Source organism: Mesorhizobium sp. B2-1-8 (assembly GCF_006442545.2).
GTDB lineage: Bacteria > Pseudomonadota > Alphaproteobacteria > Rhizobiales > Rhizobiaceae > Mesorhizobium.
On the sequence record NZ_CP083952.1, the window covers coordinates 5,323,646 to 5,347,137 of the forward strand.

General features: G+C 62.3%; 14 protein-coding genes and 1 pseudogene. 11 read left to right on the top strand and 4 right to left on the bottom strand.

The window, feature by feature from the left end:
- Nucleotides 1–194: 194 nt before the first annotated feature.
- From FJ970_RS26280 to FJ970_RS26295, 4 genes are all read left to right on the top strand, one after another.
- Nucleotides 195–1,640: a TolC family protein gene (locus tag FJ970_RS26280; RefSeq protein ID WP_140761026.1), complete on the top strand. Its 1,446-nt coding sequence runs from the start codon at nucleotides 195–197 to the stop codon at nucleotides 1,638–1,640.
- Nucleotides 1,641–1,679: 39 nt separating this feature from the next.
- Complete coding sequence (locus FJ970_RS26285; protein WP_140761034.1) at nucleotides 1,680–3,812, top strand: type I secretion system permease/ATPase; 2,133 nt, start codon at nucleotides 1,680–1,682, stop codon at nucleotides 3,810–3,812.
- A gap of 50 nt (nucleotides 3,813–3,862) precedes the next feature.
- Nucleotides 3,863–5,152, top strand: coding sequence for an HlyD family type I secretion periplasmic adaptor subunit (locus FJ970_RS26290; protein ID WP_140761036.1), 1,290 nt, complete (start codon nucleotides 3,863–3,865; stop codon nucleotides 5,150–5,152).
- 145 nt (nucleotides 5,153–5,297) lie between these two features.
- Nucleotides 5,298–5,783, top strand: a complete 486-nt coding sequence (locus FJ970_RS26295; protein WP_265336198.1) for a ribbon-helix-helix domain-containing protein — start codon at nucleotides 5,298–5,300, stop codon at nucleotides 5,781–5,783.
- 110 nt (nucleotides 5,784–5,893) lie between these two features.
- Here FJ970_RS26295 and FJ970_RS26300 read toward each other — a convergent pair whose 3' ends face one another.
- A complete protein-coding gene (locus FJ970_RS26300) occupies nucleotides 5,894–6,847 on the bottom strand; it encodes a transglutaminase-like cysteine peptidase (RefSeq protein ID WP_140761040.1) in 954 nt (317 codons plus the stop codon).
- A gap of 324 nt (nucleotides 6,848–7,171) precedes the next feature.
- Here FJ970_RS26300 and FJ970_RS26305 point away from each other — a divergent pair, with 324 nt between their 5' ends.
- From FJ970_RS26305 to FJ970_RS26325, 5 genes and pseudogenes are all read left to right on the top strand, one after another.
- On the top strand, nucleotides 7,172–13,210 hold the full coding sequence (locus FJ970_RS26305; protein WP_140761042.1) for an Ig-like domain-containing protein: 6,039 nt from the start codon (nucleotides 7,172–7,174) through the stop codon (nucleotides 13,208–13,210).
- Nucleotides 13,211–13,283: 73 nt separating this feature from the next.
- Nucleotides 13,284–13,652 carry a hypothetical protein gene (locus FJ970_RS26310; protein ID WP_140761044.1) on the top strand — a complete coding sequence of 123 codons (369 nt, stop codon included), beginning with the start codon at nucleotides 13,284–13,286 and terminating at the stop codon, nucleotides 13,650–13,652.
- A 29-nt stretch (nucleotides 13,653–13,681) separates the two neighbouring features.
- Nucleotides 13,682–13,825: pseudogene (locus FJ970_RS33955) on the top strand (ABC transporter substrate-binding protein); the annotation flags it as partial.
- A gap of 1,101 nt (nucleotides 13,826–14,926) precedes the next feature.
- Complete coding sequence (locus FJ970_RS26320; protein WP_140761049.1) at nucleotides 14,927–15,589, top strand: thermonuclease family protein; 663 nt, start codon at nucleotides 14,927–14,929, stop codon at nucleotides 15,587–15,589.
- Nucleotides 15,590–15,735: 146 nt separating this feature from the next.
- A complete protein-coding gene (locus FJ970_RS26325; RefSeq protein WP_140761051.1) occupies nucleotides 15,736–16,491 on the top strand; it encodes a GGDEF domain-containing protein in 756 nt (251 codons plus the stop codon).
- 151 nt (nucleotides 16,492–16,642) lie between these two features.
- Here FJ970_RS26325 and smc read toward each other — a convergent pair whose 3' ends face one another.
- The 3 genes from smc to FJ970_RS26340 form a co-directional block, all read right to left on the bottom strand.
- On the bottom strand, nucleotides 16,643–20,101 hold the full coding sequence (smc, locus tag FJ970_RS26330; RefSeq protein WP_140761053.1) for a chromosome segregation protein SMC: 3,459 nt from the start codon (nucleotides 20,099–20,101) through the stop codon (nucleotides 16,643–16,645).
- A gap of 123 nt (nucleotides 20,102–20,224) precedes the next feature.
- Nucleotides 20,225–20,968, bottom strand: coding sequence for a DsbA family protein (locus FJ970_RS26335; RefSeq protein ID WP_140761055.1), 744 nt, complete (start codon nucleotides 20,966–20,968; stop codon nucleotides 20,225–20,227).
- Between the two features lie 163 nt (nucleotides 20,969–21,131).
- Nucleotides 21,132–21,632, bottom strand: a complete 501-nt coding sequence (locus FJ970_RS26340) for a DUF721 domain-containing protein (protein ID WP_140761057.1) — start codon at nucleotides 21,630–21,632, stop codon at nucleotides 21,132–21,134.
- Nucleotides 21,633–21,685: 53 nt separating this feature from the next.
- Between FJ970_RS26340 and mutY the strand changes: the two genes are divergently transcribed.
- Entirely contained in the window at nucleotides 21,686–22,825 is a 1,140-nt protein-coding gene (mutY, locus tag FJ970_RS26345; RefSeq protein ID WP_140761059.1) for an A/G-specific adenine glycosylase, read from the top strand.
- Complete coding sequence (locus FJ970_RS26350; RefSeq protein WP_140761061.1) at nucleotides 22,818–23,429, top strand: HAD family hydrolase; 612 nt, start codon at nucleotides 22,818–22,820, stop codon at nucleotides 23,427–23,429. Before mutY ends, FJ970_RS26350 begins: the two co-directional genes overlap by 8 nt.
- Nucleotides 23,430–23,492 lie beyond the last annotated feature (63 nt).

Genomic DNA, 23,492 nt, shown 5'->3' on the forward strand with positions numbered 1-23,492 from the left:
CCGGCACTTGATCCCGCCAACATCTCAAATGTGTGCCATTTTTGCTACATTTTCTGGCCGTCTGCCCAAAATCTATCATTTAGTCACAGCTTAATAATGAAACGTCCACGTTATTTTGTAAGATAGCGGACAAAGCCAGGCGCCGAGCCCGGCTGGGGCGCTCTTAAAAAGCGCGGGGAAACGCGGGTGGGAAAATGAAAACGACAGGTCTGTCAACCAAGGCCATGGGCGTTGGCCTCTTGATGGCGGCTACCATGCTGAGCTGGGGCACGCATGCGCTGACACTCAAGGAAGCCATGGCGGTTGCGGTTGAATCCAACCCGGAGATCGGCCAGGCCATCGAAAACCGCGAGGCAATCGAGTTCGAGCTGCGGCAGGCAAAGGGGCTGTATCTCCCAAGCGTCGACCTGGAGGCATCTACCGGCGCTCGCCGCCTTGACAACTCCACCCGCCGCGCGCTCTCCATCGAGCACGACGCGCTTTATCCCGCGGAGACCGATCTGACGGTTTCGCAAACGCTCTATGATAGCGGCGCAAGGCGAGCCGAACTCAACCGTCAGGCCTCACGAGTCGATGGCGCCTCGTTCCGCGTGCTGGAGCGATCCGAGTTCATCGGACTTTCGGTTGTCCAGGATTACCTGGAATACATGCTTCAGGGCTCGATCGTGGCCGAGGCAAAGAAGAATCTGGGCTTTCATCAAGCGATTCTCCACGACATCAGGGAAGGCATAGCAGGCGGCGGGTTGAACGAAGCCGACAGGCAACAGGCCGAGGAGCGCTTGTTCGCGGCCAAGGCCCGCATGCAGGAAGCCTCCGAGGAACTCGAGGCCTCGAGGATACGCTTCTTCAAGACCGTCGGGAAACCGCTGACGAATGCTTCGAGGCCAGGCGATGTTTCCTCCGCGCTGCCAAGGTCCCTGGACGACGCGCTGGGCATTGCGCGGGAAAACAATCCGCGCGTCCACATGGCCAATAGCGATATTGCCGCCGCCGCCTCGCAGGTTGACGCCGCTCGGGCGAAATACGGCCCTTCGATCGTCGCCGAAGGCACTGCCCGGGCCGGATATGACATTGACGGCGACAATGGAGACACGTCCGATTTGCAGGCACGGCTGGTGCTGCGTTGGAACCTGTACCGGGGCGGCATCGACAAGGCGAATGAGCAGGAGCAAATCCGCCGCGCCAGCGAGCAGCGGCTTGGGCTGCATCAGGTTCTGCGGGAGATCGAAGAAGCCGTTCGCACGTCGTGGGATCGCCGCTTCCGGCAAGCCGACCTGGCAAAGACCCTGAAGCTGCAAGCCGCAGCCAACGAGAAGCTGGTTGCCTCTTATCGCGAGCAGTTCAAGGTCGGACAGCGCTCACTGCTCGACGTGCTGGATGCGCAGAATACGCGGTTCAACACAGCCACGCTGGCCGACACCGCGTCCTACGCATCCCTCTTTGCCCAATATCGGCTTCTGGCGGCGACCGGGCAGTTGCTGAAAACGATGGACATCCATCCGCCAAAGCAGGCCACGGCCTACGCCAAGGATGAATTTGCTGTTCCGGCGACCGCGGATACCGAAACCTATGCCCGGACCCCGTCGGAACAGACGAACGATATACCCTTCGACATCCTTGCCCCGGTCAGGAAGAAATGAGCCGGTGTAACGAGGGTTGAGGGTCCTGGCGGGCGGGTCGTGAATCAGCAGCCAAACATTCTGTCGCCCAAGGAGGCATTCAAGGCCTGCTTTTCGGCGGTCGCCGCCTATCTCGGCAGGCCGAGCGCGGAGACCGTGCTGTTTGCCGGGGTGCCGATTTCGGACACGCGCATCGAGGTCGCCGAGATCAGGCATCTTGCCGAACGCATCGGTCTCGAGACCCGCGAATTCAACCATCGCGACTTCTTGCGCGGCCGCGTCGATCTTCCGGCAATTCTCTTCCGTGTCAGTCAGTTGCCGATCGCCCTGCTGGCGGAAATCGACGGCGACGGGTATCTCACGGCGCCGCAGGAAGACGGGCGCACGACCGTCGGCAAATCCGAACTGGCCGCAAGTTACATCAGTGGCGGCGTATCCTTCTCGATCACCTATGCCAACGCCACCGAAGGCATGAAGGTCGGGTCGGCGCAGCAGATCGAACGGCGCCATTGGCTGACGGGAACGATGGGCGCTTTCTGGCGCACCTATTCGAAGGTCGTGCTGTCGGCGATCTTCATCAACCTGCTGGCCATCGCCTCGCCAATCTTCACCATGAACGTCTATGACCGCATATTGCCGAACAAGGCGATATCGACGCTCTGGGTGCTGGCGATCGGTATCGGCGCCGTCATTCTCTTCGACCTGCTGCTGAAGACGGCCCGGGCCTCGCTCATCGACTATGCCGGGCGCAAGGCGGACCTGCGGATATCGTATCTGCTGTTCGAGAAGGTGCTGAATTCATCCTTGTCCGCGCGCCCGGGCTCGACAGGCGAATATGCCAACCGTGTCACTCAATATGAGTTCGTCAGGGAGTTCTTCACCTCCAACACCATCAGCGTCTTCATCGACACGGCCTTCGTCTTCATCTTCCTGCTGGTCATCTACGCGATCGGCGGCTGGTTGGTCGTCATACCGGCCTTGGCATTCGTGGCGTCGGTAATCGTCGGCCTCGTCACGCAACGTCGCATCGGCAAGCGGGTCGCCGCCTCGATGAACGAAGCATCCCAGCGCCAGGCCTTGCTGGTCGAGTCCATCTCCACGCTGGAAACAATCAAGTCCCTGCGCGCCGAAGCCTATTTGCTGAGGAAGTGGGGCGAGCATTCGAAGAATGCGGCCAACACCTCCGAGAAGATCAAGCAGCTCTCGGCGGCGGCCGGCAACATCACCCAGGCCATCCAGCAGCTTGTGACGGTCGCCCTGGTCGTGGCCGGAGCCTATGCCTTTTCGGAAGGGCACGTTTCGACAGGAGCCATCATCGGAACGGTGATGCTGGCGAGCCGGGCCGTGGCTCCACTCGGTCAGATCGCGATCACCTTGTCGAGATTTCGCCAGGCCATGCTCTCCTTGAGAATGGTGAATTCCATCATGTCCCAGCCGGAGGACCGGCCGGACACGGTGGGCTTTGTCAATCGCCCGATCCGCAATGGAGCGATGACGTTCAAGAATGTCGGCTTCGTCTATCCCGGATCGGAAAACGAGGTTCTGTCCGGCCTGAACTTCTCGGTGAAGCCGGGGGAGCGTATTGGCATCATCGGCCGCATCGGGTCAGGCAAGACGACGATGGGACGCCTGATCGGAAGGCTTTTCCTGCCGAGTTCCGGCGAGCTGCTGCTGGATGGCATCGACATCCGCCAGTATCACCCTTCGGAGGTGCGCGCCGCAGTGGGCATCGTTGCGCAAGCTGGCGATCTGTTTTCGGGCACGGTGAAGGAGAACCTGCTCATGGCATCTCCCGAGGCGACCGACGAACAGATTATCGAAGCCGCAAAAGCCGCAGGCGTCGACGAGTTCGTCTCTCGCCATCCGCGCGGCTACGACATGAATGTCGGCGAGCGAGGCACCAATCTTTCCGGCGGGCAGAGACAGACGGTGGCGATTGCCCGGCTGCTCTTGACCAAGCCGAAGATCGTCTTCCTGGATGAACCGTCCGGCTCGATGGATCTGGCTTCGGAACGACAGCTGATCAAACAACTCAAGACAGCATTTGACCGCGACACGACGCTGATCGTCTCGACGCATCGCTTCAGCATGCTCGAATTGGCTGATCGCCTTATTGTTGTCGAGCAAGGAAAGATCGTTGCCGATGGACCAAAAGAACAAGTCATTCAGGCGCTGCAGAGAACGAATTCCTGAATGAACAAATTATATCGGGCTGAAACCGATATGATAACGAGGCGTAGGAAATGCTTGCCAGGGAAGACCGCCCGCCGCTTTTTGCGACGGCGTCCATATTCATCATAGCGGCGCTCTTCGTCGCCTTTGTCGCTTGGTCATCATTCGCCGAGGTCGACGAGATCGCGCGTGGCGATGGCAAGGTCATACCGGCCTCCAAGACCCAGGTCATCCAAGCCAGCGAGCCGGGCGTCGTTCAGGAAATCGCTGTCAAGGTGGGGCAGGTCGTCAGGAAGAACGACCTCATCATTCGTCTCGACAATACTTTGAACACGTCCAGCCTCGGCGAACAGCAAGCCAAGGCGCGGGCCCTGCAAACACGCATCGCCAGGCTCAAATACGAACAGAGCGGCAGCATCACCGGATCGTTTCCGTGTCCGCAGGACATTCAGTCGGTGGCGCCGGAAATCTGCGACAACGAGCAAAATCTCCTCGTTGCCCGGCGCGAAAACTTCGACAACAAGCTGTCGGTGCTCAAGTCGCGCCTCGACCAGCGCGAAAAAGAACTCGACGAGGCGAACGCCAATGTCGACCGCCTGACAAAAAACCTGGCTGTGAGCGACCAGCAGGCGAAGCTGGTCGAGGCGATGGTCAAGAAAGGTCTGATGGCAAGGACCGAGCAGCTCAAGGTCGAGCAGGAGCAAACCGAACTCAACGGCCAATTGAACCTGGCCGGCGAGACGATAAAGAAAGCCAAGTCGGCGATCACAGAGGCGCAGCTCCAGGTCGAGGAACTCGGGCTGCAGTTGAAGCAGGAAGCACTCGATGACCTGACGCAGGCCTTGGCCGATCTTTCGGTGGTGGACGAAACCATTCGCGGCGCGACCGACAAAGTCGCGCGAACGGATATCCGTTCTCCGGTGGACGGTATCGTCAACACGATGGAACTGAACACCGTCGGCGCCTTCGTCCAGCCCGGTACTGTCGTAGCCGGCATCGTCCCCACTTCCGAGACATTGCTGGTCGAAGCGCGTGTTTCGCCACGCGATGTCGCCTTTATCCGCCCCGATCAGGATGCCTTGATAAAAGTCACGGCTTACGATTTCTCGATCTTTGGCGGCATCGAAGGCAAGGTTTCCAACATAACCGCCGACAGCCTGGTCGATCAGAAGACGGGCGAACCCTATTATCAGGTGCGCGTTTCAACCGACAGATCGACACTGGAACGAGACGGAAAGGCATATTCGATCATCCCCGGCATGATCTGTTCCGTGGATATCAAGACCGGGCGCAAGACGATCCTGAGCTACCTGCTGAAGCCGATCAACAAAGCACGTCAGGAGGCAATGAGTGAGCGCTAGCGCCATCTCTCCCCCGCCCCCGAAAGACCGTTTGCTTCTGCCGCTCCCGACAGACGATTTCGAGCTCGAGTTCCGCGTCGTGGCGCGCGGCGGCACAAGGCGCGGCATCCGTCTGGAACGGGCTTTCTGGCTTTCGCTGAAACAGATGGCCGAGAGCCGCAAATGCACCATCGGCATGCTGGTCGACGAGATCGCCGAAAGTCACGCGGAGAAAGGAAACCTGACCTCGGCAATTCGGGTGGCCTGCATACGCGCGTTGGGACACGAGAACCTGAATTTGCGCAGGCTTGCGTCGATCAGGACGGTAAACGCCATTCTGCTTGCCTGTCCGTCGCCGGCTTTCGCCTTGGCATCGACGAAGAAGATCGTGACGTTCAATGCGCCGTTCCAGCAACTGGTCAAACGGCAGTTGCCGACGGCGTTCGACGGAGACACGCGGCAGGACCTGAAGCTGGCGCTGGATCTCAACGTGGCGGATATATTCGCGCGCCTCGACACCAACGGCGACGTTGCCGTTGCGAGCGGATTTGTGATCGGCGCCGGCGAGCGCCGTTACCGGGGCCAGCTGAACGTGGTGCGGGCGCCGGCGCTGGACCTGGAATTGCTGATGGCTTTTGTCTTCAACGGTTAGAGCAACTCCAGGAGAAGTGCGTAGCGGTTTTCCCGGGAAAGGCGCGTAGCGCTTTCCCTAGGAATTGCTCTGGGCATTCGGCCAGGACAAAAAGCGACCGCGCGTTGTCTTTACTTAACTTCCATCTGCGCGCCTTCGCCAGGCGCGACGGTTTCGAAACCGCCCTTGACGTCGGCCACCTGCGCGGCCCCCGGTTTGGACCCATGGATCCATGCCCGGTCGGTGCTGAACGAGTATAGGGGCTGATAGTCCGGAAGCGCGCTGTCCTTGAGCACCATATTGTCGAGACTGTCGAGAATGTAAGCGCCGCTTGCGGTGCTCACCGCAAGCACGGCGTGGAAGAAACCTCGCTTGCGGTCCTGGAGAACGACGAGCGACATACTGCGTGCCGGAATGCCGGCCCTCAGCAACGCCGTCATCTTGAGGATTGCGAAGTCCTCGCAGTCACCGGCGCGATTGGCGAGGATTTCCGAAGGCTTCGCCCAGTAGTCGAGCTTGCCATAGACGACACTGTCCTTCCTGTAGGCGATCAGGTGGTTGATGCCGCTGTTGATGAACGACAGTTTCTCGACGAACCCCTTGCCTTGGGCAGCCGAGACCATGGCCACGAAGGCCGGGCTCTCGTGATCACAGGGACTGCCCGCGGTGCAATCGACTATGGCCTGGTAGACCGGTGCCCAGCGCGCCGAAACCGGAAAATTGCGCATGGACAGCGCAACCGATCCGAACACCCCCGGGATAATCGACGCAGTCTGAATCGGGTCGACACCCCTGGCTTCCTGCGCCATCGCGGCGGCGGACCCGTCTTGCGCCGGAACGGGACTGTAGCCGTTCAGGACGAGGCTGATCCGGTAGGGGGCGGCCGGCTGCCAGGGCCGGTACCTTTGCAGCGAAATGCCACCGAGACCAGACGGCGCCTGGACCGTCGCAAGCAGTGCTGTTTCGGGCAGGAAATCCCTGACGGCTGGCCCGGCAAGGGCCGGCTGCGCCGAGCCGGCTATCCCCAGTGCCAGCAGAAGCAACTTGAGTTCGCGCTTCCCCGGAGCATTCTTTTGTTTTTTCATGACGCCCACCTTTGACCGTGGACGCTACCAATCTTGTCTCAAATTACTGGAAAGGAAGGTGGATAACTTTCCCGCAAAGTGATTTTGCTATTTTGTGTAAAATTTTATACGTATTTATACTTATATTTACCAAGTTTTTCGCGTTACTCGCGACAAGGCGCCGTGCATTCCAGGCATGATATAACAGATTATATGTTCACAGTTTACCAAGCGTTAAAAAAAGTCATCGAACGCATATCCAAATATATAGAATGGATTGACGGACCGTTGCAAAGTCAAGCCGCCACCTGTCTCTTTCCGGGAAATGCCGGAGGGGTTTAAGCTATGGCGACCAGTATTGAATTGGACAACGTTTCGAACTCGTGGGACGAGCATTCCGTCTCCAACGATCACCACGACCTGACGGCCCCGATCCAGTCGGTGGCCCAGGCCGCGCCGGCCGAGCAAGCGGCCGCTCCGGCTCAAACAGCACCGGCCGCGGCCGAGCCTGTGCCGGTCGATGTCGGCGGCGGCGCGCCCGCGGCTGCTCCGCCAGCGGCAAATGCCCCGCACGAATACGTCGCGGACGCAAGCAACGTCGTAAAGCTTCCCGCCAATGTCTCGATCGACAACATCAAGGTCGACGGTCACAACCTCGTGCTCGAGCAGGCGGACGGCTCGGTCATCGTCATCAAGGACGGTGCCCTGAATGTGCCGACCTTCATCATCGGCGAAGTCGAAGTGCCGCGCGTGGCCTTGATCGCAGCGCTGGAAGCGAGCCATGTCGATGTCGCCTTCGGCACGGATGGTTCCATCTCGGCGGGTCCGGGAGGTTCGACCTCGAGCGCCGGTGGCAATTTCGAACAGCCTGCGGGCGGGATCGGCGACGGCTTCGGCCTTTCGGCGCTCCTGCCGCCGACGGACCTGCAATTTGGGCAGCCGGATCATCGCGAGTTGTTTGCGGGATTGGCACCGAACCACACGCCGTCGATCCTCGACCTGACGCCTGCGGTCGACGGCGGCGACACCATTGTCTCTGAGAAGGGCCTGCCGGCAACTTCGGGGTCGGAAGGCTCGGGCGAACTGGCCGCGCCCGGCGCTGACGGCGACCCGTCTGAACACAACACAGGCACATTCACCATCACCTCACCCGACGGTATCGGTTCGCTGACCATCGCCGGCCAGGTAATTTCTGGCGCTGCCCTTGCCAACAGCGGCACCACGCCCATCGATATCACCACCCCACTCGGCAACACGCTCACCGTCACCGGCTACGACGCCAGCACCGGGCAGGTGACTTACACCTACACGCTCGTCCATGGCGCGGTTCACCCCGGTGCGGGAACCGATTCCATCTTCGACGACATGACAGTGACGGTGACCGACACCGACGGAGACATCTCGGCTCCCGGGACACTGTCAGTCCAGATCATTGACGACGTGCCGACCGCCAATGCCGACGTCGGCAACGTGCCGTCCGGCAGCAATGCCGCGCTCAACGGCGATGTGTTCGTCAACGACGTCTTCGGCGCCGACGGCAAGGACGCAGCTGGCGGAGTCGTGGGCGTGGCCAAGGGCACGACCGTGGGCGGCGCCGACGCCAATGTCGGCACCCAGGTCCATGGCGACTACGGCATGCTCACGCTCAATGCCGACGGCACCTACACCTATGTGCGCGATGCCGGCTCGCTCGGCGGCGTCAACGACGTCTTCACCTACACCATCAAGGACGGCGACGGCGATCTGTCGCACACCACGCTGACCATCTCGATCGGCGACTCCACCCCGACCGACAGCATCCCGGCGCCGGGCGGCGCGACGACCACCGTCTATGAAGCAGGCCTGCCGCCGCATGGCGGGCTGCCGGCCGGCTCCGGCGAGATCGCCGACGGCAATCCCAACAACAACTCCAACACGTCCGAGACCACATCGGGCACCATCGGCTTCACCTCGCCCGACGGCATCCAGGCCGTCTCGCTCGGCGGCCATGTGCTGACCGGCGTGCCGCAGACCTTCACCGACGCCACCGGCTCGATGACGGCCAGCTATGCCTACAATGCCGCCACCGGCATCGGCTCGATCAGCTATGCCTACACGCTCACCACCAACACTTCGGGCGACAACACCAGCACCTCCTTCGCGGTCGTCGTCACCGACGCCGACGGCGACACCGCCCCCGCCGGCAACCTCACCATCAACATCGTCGACGACGTGCCGACCGCCAATGCCGACACCGACAGCGTCGCCGCCAACCAGTTCACGGCAGAAGCCGGCAACGTGCTGACCGCGGTCGGCACCACCTCGCCGGTCGCCGGCGTCGACGTGCTCGGCGCCGACGGCGCAACCGTCGCCGGCGTCGCCGCCGGCACCACCAATGCCAATCTCGACAGCGCCGCAACCATCGGTGCCGTCATCCACGGCACCTATGGCGACCTGACACTCGGCGCCAACGGCGACTATTCCTACACCCGCAACGCCGGCTCGCTCGGCGGCGTCAACGACGTCTTCACCTACACCATCAAGGACGGCGACGGCGATCTGTCGCACACCACGCTGACCATCTCGATCGGCGACTCCACCCCGACCGACAGCATCCCGGCGCCGGGCGGCGCGACGACCACCGTCTATGAAGCAGGCCTGCCGCCGCATGGCGGGCTGCCGGCCGGCTCCGGCGAGATCGCCGACGGCAATCCCAACAACAACTCCAACACGTCCGAGACCACATCGGGCACCATCGGCTTCACCTCGCCCGACGGCATCCAGGCCGTCTCGCTCGGCGGCCATGTGCTGACCGGCGTGCCGCAGACCTTCACCGACGCCACCGGCTCGATGACGGCCAGCTATGCCTACAATGCCGCCACCGGCATCGGCTCGATCAGCTATGCCTACACGCTCACCACCAACACTTCGGGCGACAACACCAGCACCTCCTTCGCGGTCGTCGTCACCGACGCCGACGGCGACACCGCCCCCGCCGGCAACCTCACCATCAACATCGTCGACGACGTGCCGACCGCCCATAATGACAGTTGGGCACCAGCGATCACCGCGCCTACAGTGCTGACCGGCCTCCTGGGTAACGATGTCTTCGGCGCCGACGGCGTCGCAACAACCACCCCCGGGGTGATAACAACCACCAACGGCGTGCACGGCACCGTCACTTACAACAACGACGGAACATTCACCTATACGCCGACAGGCATCTATGTCGGATCGGACTCGTTCACCTACACTATCAAGGACGGTGACGGCGACACATCGACCGCTACTGTGACGGTGAACGTGCAGACCAATACCGTTCCCGGGGGTGGCGGCACTGCATCTCTGTCGTTGAACGAAGCCGCTCTCGACACCACCCAAGATGCCACGGACCTCCACGCGGGCGTGGTGACCGGGACCAACCCCACCAGCCCTGGCGAATCGGCACAAGCGATCAGCGGGATTACGTTCACCACGACGGGCGAGGCGATCACCGTCGCCTTTGCCAACCCAACAGGTGATCCGAACTGGGTAGCGCCGACGGTCTCCGGTCTGGCCGCTGGATATTCGATCAGCTGGGCACTCAGCGGGGGCGAGCTTGTCGGCACACTGATGCAAGGTGCCACCAACCTCGGACCATCAATCTATCTAGCGCTATCGAACACCAGCGCCGGCGCCAATAGCTCGTTGACTCCTGTGGTCACCGCCACACTGACCGATCAGCTCCAGCATACCGCCGGCTCTGGCAACATCACCATCAATGGTCTTCAGGTGGTGGCAACCGACACCAGCGGTGATCATGTCTCCGGCGCAGTCAACCTGACGGTTCTGGACGACACTCCGCAGCCTTTCGCCGGCGACAGCATCAGTCTGCCGGACTCATTGCACACCGCGCTGACTGAACACCTCAACTTTGCACCGGGCGCGGGGGCAGACGGTGTCGGAAATGTTGTGTTCAACGTGACGACGGGTGCCGCCGTTCAAGACGTCAGCGGCGCGAACGTCTACCTCAACGGGGAGCAGCTGTTCTATCAAGTCTCCGCGGATGGTCACACGATCGAGGGAAGATCGTCGGTGGCGAATGGCAACGATCTCGGATTCACCGCCACACTCAATCCGGCAACCGACACCTGGTCGTTTGTCTTGAATGGCACGATCTTCAACGGATCTCAATTTACGACGGCAGGCGCCACAGCCACGGGCGGCAACAACCAGGTGAATGCTTTCACAGCTCTCACCAGCCCGGATACGCCGAACGACTTGTTGGTGACGGCAAATGGCTCCAACAACGTCAATACCAGCACCGGAAACTTCGGGGTCGGTAACGGCCAGAGCATTACAAACGGGGAGACAATCCGTTTCGACTTCGTGACGAACGCATCGACCAACGGGACCATCGCCGGAACCAACTATACCACTCACTACGAGGTATCGAGTTTCACCCAGGGGATCACCAAAGCAAATGGCGTGGTGGATATCACCATCAGAGCCGTAAATGCTGACGACGACAAGGTTTTCGTCGGTGACGGCTCGGGGGAAACCACGGCTGCAGGAATCACGGTGACTTTTGTGAACGGTTCTGGCGGCGCCGCGCCCACGCTGACGAACAATGGCGACGGCACTTTCACGCTTCATGGTTTGGACCAAGGCGACACCTTCACCGTCACGGCCAGTTCTGACCCGTTTAGCGCGGTCGAGATCTCGGGGGCATCGTCAGGAACCTTCAAGCTTGGTTCGGCCAGTTTCGCTACCGCCAACGCGGTTGACCCGTTCGACATCAAGATCCCGGTGACGGGAACGGATGGCGACAGCGATACATCGGCCGGCAGCGTGACCGCGCATCTGTACCCAACCGCCACAACGCTTGAAGGCACCAACGGCGTCGACAATCTCGTAGCGACCGCGGCGAAGACCATTTTGCTTGGCCAGGATGGCGACGATCATCTAACCGGCATCAATGGACACGATACGATCCTATCCGGAGGACAGGGTAACGATACACTCGCGGGCCTCGATGGAAAGGATACCCTGATCGGCGGAGCGGGCGCGGACACGATGACAGGTGGAGGAGGCGCCGACACGTTCGTGATTGGGGTTGGGGAGTCGACGCCCGTCATAGGCGGATCTGGCAATGCGGGGACGATTTCCGGCTATGACATCATCACCGACTTCGTCGCCGGCACCGACAAGCTGACCCTGCCGGGTGCGCTGGTGGCTGCCACAGCCGGCCTCGTCGACGGCGCAGGTGACTCCGTCTTGACGATCGGCGGAGACACGGTTGAGTCTCATTCGGTCACGAATGGCATCGCCAGTTTCTTCGGAACCGATGCCGGCGCCTCGCCCTTGGCTATCACCACAACGTCAGGCGTCGCCGCGGCTGTCCAGTATCTCATGGGCACAGACATCGGCAACGCCGGGGCGACGCTCGCATTCACGGCAACGATCTCAGGGGTAAACCACACCTATGTCTATACTCAGACAACCACGAATGCCGGAGTCGGTGCGCTGGTCGATCTGCAGAACGTCACCATAGCGAACCTGAACGCCCTCATCGGAGGATCCGTCGACCCCATCATTCTCGACCTGAACCACAATGGTTTCGCCTTCTCCGATGTCAGCCACGGTGTTCAGTTCGACATGAACGGCGATGGCACCAAGGAACAGCTCGCCTGGAACACATCCCATGATGGCATGCTGGCTGTCGACCTCAACCATGATGGCAAGATCAATGACGGCACCGAACTGTTCACGCCGAATTTCGGCGGTGGCAACTTCGCCAGCGGCGCGGCCGCTTTGGCATCGCTCGACAGCAACCACGATGGCGTGATCGACCACAACGACGCGGCGTTCAGCAGCCTGCTGATCTGGAACGACGCCAATGCCAACGGCATCAGCGACGCCGGGGAATTGTCGCACCTCGCAGACAACGGTATTGTCTCCATCAGCACAGTAGCGCACCCGGCTGTCGGCGAAATCGACGGGCAGACCGTGACCGGCAACGGCACTTTCCAAATGGCCGACGGCACGAGTGGCAACTATGTCGAGGTGGAACTCAATACTTCGCTGGTTGCCCCGACGCAGCCGTCCGTGGCCATCGACGGCACTTCGGGGGCCGACACGTTCAAGATCGACAATCTGAACATCAAGGATCTGATCGTCGACTACCACGGCAACGAAGGGGATAAGATCGACCTGACGGCGCTTTTCGATAAGGCGCCGGCTGGCAACATCGCCGACTATGTGCATTACAACAGCGCAACCAGCACAGTAAGCGTCGATACCAGCGGCTCGGGCAACGCGGCAAACTTCGTGGATGTGGCCGTACTGCAGAACGCACCCGCAGCCGGTACGATCAACATCCTCTATGACGACGCGACACACACGCAGCAGCATGTCACGATTTAGCACTTATGCAGGGTTGTGCTGCCATGCTATGCATTAGCAAGATATGAATTGGGGATTGGAGAGAGGGGCTTACATGGAAATTCGTTCAAGATTGCTGATTTCGGCCACGGCGCTGCTCTTGGCTGGATCGACCGGCTTTGCCGCCGACATCATCGAAGGTCCGACGGCCGATTATTGCCGCACCGTTGGAACGTCCAACCTCGTGCTGACCGACAACACGGTCGACCTCACGAAACAGGTCGTGAAGCTGATGGACGAGTCGGTCGCCGTCGCCGACAGCCCGGAATGGATCCATTCATCCCGGCCGGTCTTCGTCTGGGCTTCGGAAGCCAAGGTCGCCTGCGGCATGGCTTACGGCTACCTGAAGACCAACTACAAGGACGAAGACACGCTCAACAAGTGCGAGTGTTTTCACGACCGCATGGTCGAGTACATGAACTGACCGCAAGAGCCAAAGCGCGCTGGCAGAAAATGGAATCTGACCGGCAGGTCCACAGCTTGCGAACGTGCGTGGTCGCTTCCGTGCTGGCTATGTCGTTGCTCGGCTGCCAGTCGAAAGGCGCGGTGTCCGACGCGCTCGATCCCGCGGCCATCCAGGCCCCCAATCAGCCCGCTGCGGTTGCTGTCGCCAACGCAAGCATGGCAACGCAGTCTCTCGGCACCGGCCCCACAAAAGTCGCCATGCTGCTGCCGCTGTCCGCCTCCGGATCCGAGGGGGAAAACGGCAGAAAGATGCTCGACGCCGCCAAGCTCGCGATGACGGACCTCGGCAACCCGCTGCTGACGCTTACCATCGAGGACACGAGGGGAGACGCGACCTACTCCCAGCAACTTGCGGTAAAGGCCATAACGTCGGGAGCGAAAGTGGTCATCGGTCCGACCGAACTGGCGGCGGCGCAGCATGTCGCGAAATTGTCGGGCTCGAACCGGCCGGTGGTTCTGGCTCTTGCGGACAATTTTGCCGGTGGCCCGGGCGTCTATGCGGTATGCCTCAGCGAGGCGGACAGCGCGGCTGCGGGAGCTGGCGCGGTCGCGGCCAAGGGCGGCAAGAAGTTCGTCCTGCTGGTGCCAGCGGGCGCGGGTGCCGATGTCGTCGAGAAGCGGGTCGCCAACAGCCTCAGCGTGTATGGAGCCGCACTGGCGATCACCATACCCTATACGAGCGCCGACAGCGCGGCAAAGGCGGTGGCGGACATGGGTTCGCTGGTGGACGCGCCCGATGCCGTGGTCGTTGCCAGCGGCGACAGCAATCCGTCGCCAATCCTGCTCGCCCTGAAGGCAAAGGGCATTCCCGGAAAATCGACCTCCGTGGTTGGCACGAACCGCTGGCTGGAGCACCCGACCAGTCCACTTTTCGAAGGCGCCTATATCGCGACGCTCGATCAACACGAAACAGGTCCCATTTCGGATCGTTTCAAGGCAACCTTCAACTACCAGGCCGACACCAATGTCGCCTATGCCTACGACATGGTTGCCCTGACCGCGGGGATCGCGAGCGCTGCCGGACCCAACGGCTTCAACAGGCAGGTTTTCGAGAACCGGAGTGGATTTCGCGGATCGACCGGCTTGTTCAGGTTCCGCGCGGATGGATCCAGCGAACGCTCGATGCCGTTTTACCGGATTGAAAAAGGTGCGCTCAAACTGGTTGCCAAATCGACGTCCAGTTTCTAGCGAATTGGGCGCGTCGGCCTAATGAGACAAACGGCGCGCCTTCGCATGATGGTCGCGGTCGCAAGCCTCGAGCTTCTCGTCGGCATCCTGCTGCTGGTCAAGGCAGCGACCTTGTTCCCTGTCGAACGGACCGTCACCGACCCGGCCCCGGGCGTCAGCGATGAAGCCGCGCAACACCCGGTTCGATCGATCGTCAATTCAGCCCGCAAGATTGCCGAGGATCTCATCGCACCGCCGCAGATCGAGGGATCCGACATGGAGCGGGTGGAACCTCGTCTGCCCCTTGGCGACCTCGGCCTCGCCTTACAGCCCAAGCCATCGATGCCCAAGGACTGGCCGGAAACACCGCTGTATCGTCCAGTGGCCACGTCGTCGGCTGGTTTCGACTCCATGGGGCGGAAATTGTTCATCAGCGGAACCCAGAGCGTCGAGGCCGACCGGGTCTGCCTGTTTCACGATAGTGCTTGGCCTTGCGGGCAGCGGGCGCGCGCGGCTTTCAACAACTGGATGCGCGGGCGGGCGCTGACCTGTTTCGTGCCTCCGGCGGTCGACCGCTTCCCTGTCGCGGCGACATGCAGGCTGGGCAGACAGGATGTCGGCGCCTGGCTCGTATCAAATGGCTGGGCGCTGGCCTTGCCGAGCGGCATCTATGGCAAGGCCGAAGCAACAGCCAGAACGGCGGAGATGGGAATCTTCGGCCCCCCATAGGCGGCAGCAACCGGATTCGCCACAAAGGGCCGCATCCTCTGTTCAGAAAGCTTGGCGATCTACCCGAAGCGTCAAATTGTATTGTTCTTCGAAACCGAAATCGTAACTTGCCGGTCTTATGCTTGGCGTTCGAACGGAGATCGACGATGAGCAACGCAGCAGCTGATGTCCCGCCCCATCACGAATGGAAGAACGTCGCCTGGTTGGCGTTCCTTGGAACCATAGGCAGCCTGTGCGTCTCCCTGACCCTGAACTACCTGATGTTGTTCAGCGAGATGCTGACGCCTTTCGGGCGCAGCATGATCACCGCAACGCTTTTGCCTCTGGTGATCTGCCTGCCGCTTTTTGTGTTCATAGGCCTGAAGCTGGCCGAGATTCGTCGCTATCGGCGGGAACTCAACAGGGCCGCCACCTTCGATACGCTGACCGGTTGCCTGAACGGCAGGGTCTTCACGTCGCTGATCGAGAGACGGGCGATCAAGCCTTCCGTTCCAGGCGAGCGATCGGGCGCCTTCCTGGTCATTCATCCTGAACATCTGAACGCCATCAATTTGCGCTTCGGCCTGAGTTGGGGCGACGAGGCCTTGCGCCTCATAGCCTCGACCATCCGGTCCGGCGTGCGTTCGCAAGACGTCGTCGGCCGCATAGGCGCGTCCATGTTCGGCGTCTTCCTTCCCGGAACGAGCGAGGCCGAAGCCAGGACGGTTGGCGAGCGTATCCGCGCCAATATCTCGCAGGTCTATTTTGCCCCTCAGGGCGCCGAGGAGATCCTGGCCGTCACCGTCGGGGGCGTGGTTTTCGAGCAGGACCTGGACTTCGAGGACATGTTCCGGCCGGCGGAAGAGAGCTTGTCGGGCAAAGGCGGCTTTGCACTGTCGCGTATTCAACGCGCTTCAGCCTGACGCCTTCCAGGACTTGTTCGGGTTTGCCGCGACTTTTGCGATAACCGGGAAAGTCGATGCCTAAATCCGTGGCTTATCGCCCGCGATCCTTTCGCTACGATCCTTCGCAACGCCTAACGCGCAGCTCCTACGGGCCGCGGCGCTTTCGGCGTCAGCTCGCCTCGCGCATCGCTTCCGCGGCCTGCAAGTCGACGGAGACCAACTGGCTGACGCCCTGCTCGGCCATGGTCACACCGAACAGCCGGTCCATGCGCGCCATGGTGATGGGATTATGGGTGATGATGACGAAACGTGTCTCGGTGGTCTTGGCCATCTCGTCCATGAGATTGCAGAAGCGCTCGACATTGTGATCGTCGAGCGGCGCGTCGACTTCGTCGAGCACGCAGATCGGCGCCGGATTGGTCAGGAACACGGCAAAGATCAGCGACATCGCCGTCAGCGCCTGCTCGCCGCCCGACAGCAGCGTCATGGTCTGCGGCTTCTTGCCGGGCGGACGGGCCAGGATTTCAAGCCCCGCCTCCAGCGGATCCTCGGATTCGATCAGCTGCAATTCCGCCGTGCCGCCACCGAACAGATGCGAGAACAGCCGCTGGAAATGGCTGTTCACCACATCGAAAGCGGCCAGCAGCCGCTCTCGGCCTTCGCGGTTGAGGCTCTGGATCGCTTGTCTGAGCTTGCGGATCGCCTCGATGATGTCCTCGCGCTCGGAGACGATGGTCTCCAGGCGATCGGAAAGCTCCTTCTGCTCTTCCTCGGCGCGCAAATTGACGGCGCCGAGCCGTTCGCGCTCGATCTTCAGCCGATCCAACTGGCGTTCGATCTCGGGCATCTCGGGCATCGGATCGTCGGCTTCCAGGCCGGTGTGGCGGATGACCAGATGCGGCGGCGTGTTCAGCGTTTCCTGGATGCGCGCCTCGACCTCCAGCCGGCGTTCGTCCGCCGCCGTCAGCCGTTCCTCGGCGCGGGCGCGGGTTTCGCGCGCCTCGGCCAGCGACTGGATGGCTGATGTGGCCGCCTTGTCCAGTTCGGCCTGCCTGGTCTCCGCCTCCTGCAGCCGGTCGGCGGCCGCCTTGCGCAAGGTCTCGGCTTCGGTGAGCTGCGACAGCAGCGCACGACGCTTGGCGTCGATCTCGTCGGGCGCGTCGGCCAGCCGTTCGCGCTCGGCCTCGGCCTCGGCCTTGCGTTCGCCGAGCGAGGCGATCTGTGTCGAGGCGTTTTCGGCGCGCACCAGCCAGTTGCTGCGCTCGGCGCCGATAGCGTCCAGCCGTCGCGTGCGGGCCTCGGCTTCGCGCCGCAAGCCTTCATGGACGGCGCGCGCGTCAGCCAGTGCGGCGCGGTCGCGAGAGACATTGGCCGAGGATTGTTCGAGCTGCAATCGCAGATCGCCGAGATCCGGCGCGTCCTGCAACAACATCTCGCCTTCGACGAAAGCCGCCGACGTCTCCTCGTGACTGTCGACGATGCGGGCGCGCGCCTCGTCCAGCGCGGCACGCCGGCTCGACAGTTCACCCCCGGCCTTTTCGGCCTCGGCCAGCGCATTGCGGGCGGCGTCCAGCCGGTGCTGGGCGTCGCGTCCGGCCTGGCGCGTGGTTCGCTCCGCTTCGCTTGCCTGGCGCAGCGCCTGCTCGGCCTGCGCCAGCGCTTCCTCGGCCTGGCACAGGACGAGCGTCGCCTGCACCGCTTCGGCGTCGAGTTCGGCAAGGCGGTTCTTCTGCGCCAGCCTTTGTGCCGCCGCGGTCGGTGCATCGGCGCTGGCGGTCAGGCCGTCCCAGCGCCACAGCGCGCCCTCGCGACTGACCAGGCGCTGGCCGGGAGCCAGAAGCCCCTGCAACCGGCGGCCGTCAACGGCCTCGACGATACCGATCTGCGCCAGGCGGCGGGCAAGTTGTGCCGGCGCGCGTACCACGCTGGCCAGGCTCTTGATCCCTTCCGGAAGCGCGGCGTCGCCGGGCTGGATTTCGCTTTCGCCCCAATGCGCCGGTGCGCTGCGGTCGAGCGGCACGTCGAGATCTTCGCCCAGGGCCGCTCCCAGAGCCGTCTCGAAGCCGCGCTCGACGCTGATCTGCTCCAGCACGGAAGGGAAAAGATCACCGCTGGCCGCGTTCAGGATCTTGGCCAGCGTACGCGCTTCGGTCTCGATCCCGGCCAGTTCCGCCCTGGCGTCCTGAAGCGGGGGACGAGCGGCGCTTTCGGCGCCACGAGCGTCGATGACCGACTGCTCGGCCTGCGCCACCGCAGCCTCCGACTCTTCAAGCAATGCCAGCGCCTGTTCGACCAGGATCCGTTTCTCGGCCGGATCCGGCAGGCCGGCCACCTTGGCGAGGATATCCGACAATTCGCGGTCGACATCGGCGAGCTGGCGGGCGAAGCGATCACGCCGCTCCGCGGTCTCGCGCAAAGTCCGTTCGATCTGATGGCGCGAGGCGGCAGCCTCGGCGCGCTCGGCGGTCAGCGCGGCGAGCCTGGCTTCGCTTTGCGCAAGCGTCGAGGCGGCCTGTTCGAATGCCGCGCGGGTCGTGGCCTCGCGCTCCGCGGCGCCTGCGTTTTCGGAGTTCAGCGCGGCCTCTTCCGCGCGCAGGCGCTCGAGAACGTCGGCGTTGTCGCGCACCATCCGCTCTTCGCGGGCGATATCGCCGTCGAACTGCTGCAACCGGCGCTCGAGTTCGGCCTGACGGGTGCGGATGCGGCCGGCTTCTTCCTCGATCTGCGACCTGGCGATCGACAGTCGCTGGAAGGCCGCGGCAGCCGCGGCTTCCGCGTCGCGCAGGTCGGGCAAGCGATGGGCGGAGATGCCCTGCTCCTTGGCCGCGTTCATCTGCGTGGCGGCGCGGTCGCCGACGAGCGCCGTGGCCGTAGCCAGCGCCGAACGCGCCTCGCCTTCCTGCGTCTTGGCCAGTGTCCAGCGCAGATGCAAGAGCGTGGCTTCGGCCTTGCGGATGTCGGCGGACAGGTTCTTGAAGCGGGAAGCCTGGCGAGCCTGGCGCTTCAGGCTTTCGATCTGGCTTTCCAGCTCTCCGACGACATCGTCCAGGCGTTCGAGGTTCTGCTCGGCCGCCTTGAGCCGCAGTTCCGCCTCGTGGCGGCGGGTATGCAGGCCGGAAATGCCGGCGGCCTCTTCGAGAAGCGCGCGGCGCGCCTGCGGCTTGGCCTGGATCAGTTCGCCGATACGGCCCTGCCCGACCATCGAGGGCGAGCGCGCGCCGGTCGACTGGTCGGCGAACAGAAGCTGCACGTCCTTGGCGCGCGCTTCCTTGCCATTGATGCGATAGAGCGAGCCGGCCTCGCGTTCGATGCGGCGCGACACCTGCAGTTCGTCGGCATCGTTGAAGGCTGATGGAGCCGAGCGGTCGCTGTTGTCGAGGAACAGCGTGACTTCGGCGGTGTTGCGGGCGGGACGCGTGCCCGAACCGGAAAAGATCACGTCGTCCATGCCGGACGCGCGCATGTTCTTGTAGGAGCTTTCGCCCATCACCCAGCGCAGCGCCTCGACGAGGTTCGACTTGCCGCACCCGTTCGGCCCGACAATGCCGGTCAGGCCGCGTTCGATGACAAACTCGCCGGGTTCGACGAAGGACTTGAAACCAAGAAGGCGGAGGCGCGAAAACTTCATTCACGCGCCTCATACACCGGTTCCGCAAAACTGTACCGGGGTTTTGCGGCAGGGCGCATGGCGCGTGAACAGATAGAGAGGCAAGCAGCGCCGGAGCGCTGCCGCTTCGCCGCTGAGCCGATGTCAGAGCAGAGGGTCGATGATGGCCGACATTTCCTCAATCGACATCGCCCCTTTGTAGGTCTTACCGTTGATGAAGAAGGTCGGTGTCGAGTCGACCTTGAATTCATTGGCGCCACGCTTCTGGACCGATCTCACATCGTCCAGAAGTTTCTGGTCCGTCAAGCAGGCCTCGAAGGACTCCTGTGTAAAACCGGCCAGCTTGGAGATTTGCAGCAGCGCCTCCTTGGTGTTGGAGACGCCAACCCAGTTCGCCTGCTGCCTGAACAGGACATCGACCATCGGGAAATAGTTGTCCTTGGCGCAGCGCGCCAGCATGAAACCGGCTTCTGCGCTCGGATCGAACGGGAATTCGCGCAGGATGTAGCGGGCCTTGCCGGTATCGATGTACTTCTTCTTCAATTCCGGGAAGGTGGTCTCGGCGAAATGCGCGCAGTGCGGGCAGGTCATCGAGGCGTATTCGACGATGGTGACCTTGGCGTCATCCTTGCCGAGCTGCTTGTCGGGCAGCGCACCCGGCTTCAGCAATTCGGCCATATCCACCGTGCCTTGCGCCTCCGGCACCTGGACCGCGGCGGGGCTGGCCGGCTTTGCGGCCGTCGCCGGGTCCGCGGGCTTGACGTCCGCAGCCTTGGCCTGTTCGCCGGAATCGCTGCAGGCGGCGAGCAGGGCCACCGCCGGGATGGCGGCCAGCGAAGTCAGGACGTTTCTGCGAGAGAAGCTTTGGCCAAACGGGGTACGGCTCATACGAATCACCTGATAAGGGTTAATTTTGCAATGCAAAGGCACGAAAAAGCGAGAGTTGGCGCGAATTAAGGCATCCCTGTCCCCAATCCAATCGCGAAACCTGACAAGGGTGATCACGAATGCGCGAGATTAACGACAAACCTATGACTGTTTCCAGTCGGAACTAGGCTTTCCTTCCGCCCAAAATGGTCGCACCCAGCCTTTCCAGCGAGGCGCGCAGCCCGTCATCCTCGATCAGCCCGACAGTATCGGCCAATTTCGCCTTTTCCGCCGCGCTCAGTGGCCTGAGGGCAGGCCTGGGCCGGGCCTTTCCGGAGCTTACCGGCCTTTGCACGATCCTGATGCGACCTATCGCGGTAAAGCCCAGGAAGGCGTTCACCCGGTTGATGATCTCGCCGGTCTCGTGCTGCAGATGAAGCGCGGCCATGCCTTCGCAGGCGATGACCAGCACGGCCGGCTCGAACGGATCATCCTCGTGCAGGCGGCGCGGCCACTGGATCTTTTCGGGCCGCGAGTGGATGGCCAGGCGCGGTCCGGCAATCTCTTCCCAGGACTGGACGAGACCGATCGATATGCCTGCCCGCCTGCGCAGCACCGGGTCGAGGATCTCGGTGGCGAGATCGCTCACCGGAACGGGATTGCCGAAGGGCCTTTTCCCTGCCATGTGCGTTCTCCAGCCACGACCCAGCAGATACCGGCCAGGCCAACGCAAGATCAATGGCACCAGCAGACCAGACCCGCAAGGCCCCGACAAGCAAAGCCATCTCAGACGATACGGCGTCACACCTGCTCGCCTGGTACGACACGCATCATCGCGAATTGCCGTGGCGCATCACCCCGCGCGAGCATGCACGCGGTGTGCGGCCCGACCCGTACCGTATCTGGCTGTCCGAGGTGATGCTGCAGCAGACCACCGTCGAAGCGGTGAAATCCTATTTCCGTGCCTTTGTCGAGAAATGGCCCGACGTCGAAGCGCTGGCCGCGGCGCCGACAGAGGATGTGATGAAAGCCTGGGCGGGGCTCGGCTATTACTCCCGCGCCCGCAATCTCAAGGCCTGTGCCGATCTGGTGGCGGCGCGCGGCGGCCGGTTTCCCGACACCGAGACCGGACTCCGGGAATTGCCGGGGATCGGCGCCTATACGTCGGCGGCCATTACGGCAATCGCCTTCGACCGTCCCTCCGCCGTTGTCGACGGCAATGTCGAACGCGTCATCTCACGACTGTTTTCGATCACGACGCCGCTGAGCGAAGCCAAGGCCGAGATACGGGCCCATGTCGAGCGCATGGTGCCGGCGACAAGGCCCGGCGACTTCGCCCAGGCGGTGATGGATCTCGGCGCCACGATCTGCACGCCACGCCGGCCGCGCTGCATGCTGTGCCCGCTGCGCGAGGACTGCAGCGCCGTCATTACAGGCGGCCCCGAGAATTTCCCGGTGCGGCTGCCGAAAGCCGACAAACCGCTGCGGCGCGGCGCGGCTTTCGTGGCCACGCGTGAGGACGGCGCCATTCTTTTGCGCAAGCGACCGGAAAAGGGGTTGCTCGGCGGCATGACGGAAGTGCCGACCACCGCCTGGACAGCGCGGGTCGACGGAGCCACGACGCAAGCCGCGGCGCCTTTTCCCGGCGACTGGCGGTACGCTGGAACCATCATGCATGTCTTCACCCATTTTGCTCTCGAACTCGAAGTCTTTCGCGCCCACATCAAAGGTGATGCACTGGCAGGGTATTTCTGGTCGCCCGCCCATGAGATTTCGGGCGAGGCGCTGCCCACTGTCATGAAAAAGGCAATCGAGGCTGCGATACCCGGCGCGACGAAAAAGCCGTCGCCATTGAGTACAAAGAGGCCCCATGACTGAAATCCGCCACATCGTTTTCGACATCGGCCGCGTGCTGATCCACTACGATCCGAACATCCCGTTCAGTCGCCTCATTCCCGATGCCGAAGAGCGAAAATGGTTCTTCGACAATGTCTGCACGCATGACTGGAACATCGAACAGGATCGCGGCCGGACATGGGAAGAGGCCGAGGCGCTACTGGTTGCGGAGCACCCCGAGCACGCCGAAAACATCCGCAATTTCCGCCGCCACTGGCACGAGATGGTTCCGCACGCCTATGACGACAGCGTCGCCATCATGCTCGGCCTGATCGAAAGCGGCCATGATGTCACCATGCTGACCAACTTTGCCTCCGACACGCTTGCCGAAGCGCGCGAACGCTTCGATTTCCTGGATCGCCCGCGCGGCGTCACTATCTCCGGCGAGATCGGCAAGATCAAGCCGGACCGCGGCATTTACGACCATCACGTGGCTGCGTTCGGCCTCGAGCCGTCCGCGACGCTGTTCATCGACGACAGCCAGAAGAATGTCGACGGCGCCAAGGCCGCCGGCTGGCAAGCGGTGCTGTTCACCGATGCCGGGACGCTGCAAGCAGATCTTCAACGCTTTGGAATCAATGCGTGATCTCTATCGCTTGCAGCGATCCGTTGAGATTTTGAATCAACGAATATGAGGCAAGCGGCAGGG

Coding starts and splice junctions, on each gene's coding strand:
- FJ970_RS26280 (WP_140761026.1), top strand. CDS start 195: ATGAAAACGACAGGTCTGTCAACCAAGGCCATGGGCGTTGGCCTCTTG.
- FJ970_RS26290 (WP_140761036.1), top strand. CDS start 3,863: ATGCTTGCCAGGGAAGACCGCCCGCCGCTTTTTGCGACGGCGTCCATA.
- FJ970_RS26295 (WP_265336198.1), top strand. CDS start 5,298: ATGGCCGAGAGCCGCAAATGCACCATCGGCATGCTGGTCGACGAGATC.
- FJ970_RS26300 (WP_140761040.1), bottom strand. CDS start 6,847: ATGAAAAAACAAAAGAATGCTCCGGGGAAGCGCGAACTCAAGTTGCTT.
- FJ970_RS26305 (WP_140761042.1), top strand. CDS start 7,172: ATGGCGACCAGTATTGAATTGGACAACGTTTCGAACTCGTGGGACGAG.
- FJ970_RS26310 (WP_140761044.1), top strand. CDS start 13,284: ATGGAAATTCGTTCAAGATTGCTGATTTCGGCCACGGCGCTGCTCTTG.
- FJ970_RS26320 (WP_140761049.1), top strand. CDS start 14,927: ATGATGGTCGCGGTCGCAAGCCTCGAGCTTCTCGTCGGCATCCTGCTG.
- FJ970_RS26325 (WP_140761051.1), top strand. CDS start 15,736: ATGAGCAACGCAGCAGCTGATGTCCCGCCCCATCACGAATGGAAGAAC.
- smc (WP_140761053.1), bottom strand. CDS start 20,101: ATGAAGTTTTCGCGCCTCCGCCTTCTTGGTTTCAAGTCCTTCGTCGAA.
- FJ970_RS26335 (WP_140761055.1), bottom strand. CDS start 20,968: ATGAGCCGTACCCCGTTTGGCCAAAGCTTCTCTCGCAGAAACGTCCTG.
- FJ970_RS26340 (WP_140761057.1), bottom strand. CDS start 21,632: ATGGCAGGGAAAAGGCCCTTCGGCAATCCCGTTCCGGTGAGCGATCTC.
- mutY (WP_140761059.1), top strand. CDS start 21,686: ATGGCACCAGCAGACCAGACCCGCAAGGCCCCGACAAGCAAAGCCATC.
- FJ970_RS26350 (WP_140761061.1), top strand. CDS start 22,818: ATGACTGAAATCCGCCACATCGTTTTCGACATCGGCCGCGTGCTGATC.